Origin of the sequence: Planktotalea sp., assembly GCF_049680325.1 — a bacterium.
GTDB lineage: Bacteria > Pseudomonadota > Alphaproteobacteria > Rhodobacterales > Rhodobacteraceae > Planktotalea.
Map to the genome: position 1 here is coordinate 1 of NZ_JBAUHO010000326.1, position 1,602 is coordinate 1,602.

At 56.4% G+C, this 1,602-nt stretch carries 1 protein-coding gene and 1 pseudogene; both read right to left on the reverse strand.

Annotation, left to right across the window (positions count from 1 at the left end; translation table 11 throughout):
* A pseudogene (locus WBC85_RS14600) lies at window positions 1-421 on the reverse strand (EamA family transporter); the annotation flags it as partial.
* On the reverse strand, window positions 418-1,602 hold a 1,185-nt coding region (gene chrA, locus WBC85_RS14605; RefSeq protein ID WP_424438778.1), incomplete at its 5' end, for a chromate efflux transporter. The gene chrA and the pseudogene WBC85_RS14600, both read right to left, overlap by 4 nt.

Genomic DNA, 1,602 nt, shown 5'->3' on the forward strand with positions numbered 1-1,602 from the left:
TGGGTGCCGCCCCATCAGGCCAAAGCAGATAGCACAGACCGCTAAAAGCCAGAGCAGCCCCGACCCAACTGAACAGGTTGATCTTTTGTCCTTTCGCAAGCGTGATCGCAAAGGACATGACCTGAACGCCGCCAAATAGGATCAAGGCACCTGGGCCAGTAGGCAGTGTGATATAGGCGAATGAAAATCCCAACGCATAAAGCAGTAGCGTCACCGCGCCCCACAAAGCATGGCGGGTCACGGCAGGGCGTGATTGATTGCGCAGCCCAAGCAACAAGGCCAGCATCAGCGCGCCTGCGATCAAACGGATCGCCGCATAGCTTGCTGGTCCTGTGTCGCCTGAAGCCAGTGCCAGCCGGTTGAGGATCGAGTTGGACGCAAAGGCCGTCATGGTCAATGCGACCAACCAGAAGAATCTCATATGAAGGAAGCTCCAAGCGCCAGTAACGCAGATATTGCGAGGACCTTCAGCAAACCAATGTGGAGGCGCAAAAGCAAAAGTGCCGCGACACAGCTTAGAACCAGCGCGCGCCAATCGAGCGAGGCCAGTTCCGGCATCCAGCCAAAGGGGGTGCGCGTCACATTTGAAAAAATCACGTTGAGCGCGAACCAGATCGACAGGTTGGCAATCACACCCACAACCGCCGCTGTGATTGCCGACATTGCTCCGTTCAATCGAGGTTGTGCAGAAATCCATTCGATGTAGGGCGCGCCAGCGAATATCCACAGGAAACAGGGCACGAAGGTCGCCCAAAGCGTCACAATCGCGGCCAAGACCGCAAGCCCCGCGCCGCCCGCATTGTAACCCGCAAGGAAGCCAACGAATTCCGTAACAAGTATCAAAGGGCCCGGTGTTGTTTCTGCCAGACCAAGCCCGTCAATCATTTCGGCCGCGCTGATCCAACCAAGACCCTGAACGACCTCTTGGCCCATATAAGCTAAGACCGCATAGGCACCGCCAAAGGTAACAGTCGCGAGTTTTGAAAAGAAGACGGCCAGTTGGAACAGGAAATCCTGCCCAATGACAAACCCCAGAACCAGAATTGGCAACCACCACAAAGCAAGCCACAGCGACACTGTGCCAAGTGTTTGCCCGAAGGGCACGCGCGGTGTCGGCACATGCGCAGCGGCTGGTGTTGTCAGATAGCCGATCAGCGCCGCAACGCCGATCACAGCAGGAAAAGGCAATGCCAGAACAAATATCGAGACAAAGCTGACAACGGCCAAGCCCCAATGCAGGGGGGACTTGAAAGCGCGTTTCGCGACTTTTATCAACGCCTCGATAACGATTGCGAGAACGGCTGCCTTCACACCCAAGAACAGCGTTTGCACCAACGGGATATCGCCGTAGCTGACATAAATTGCACCAAGCGCGAGGATCACCGCAGCGCCCGGCAGAACAAAAAGCAATCCCGCTAAAAGGCCGCCCAATGTGCCGCGCATACGCCAGCCTGAATAGGTCGCTAGCTGCATGGCTTCTGGACCGGGGAGCGACATGCAAAAGGAAAGCCCCGACAAAAACTCTTGCTCGGAGAGCCACTTGCGGTTGTCCACCAGCTCTTTATGCATCAGCGCTATTTGTGCGGCAGGCCCGCCAAAGGA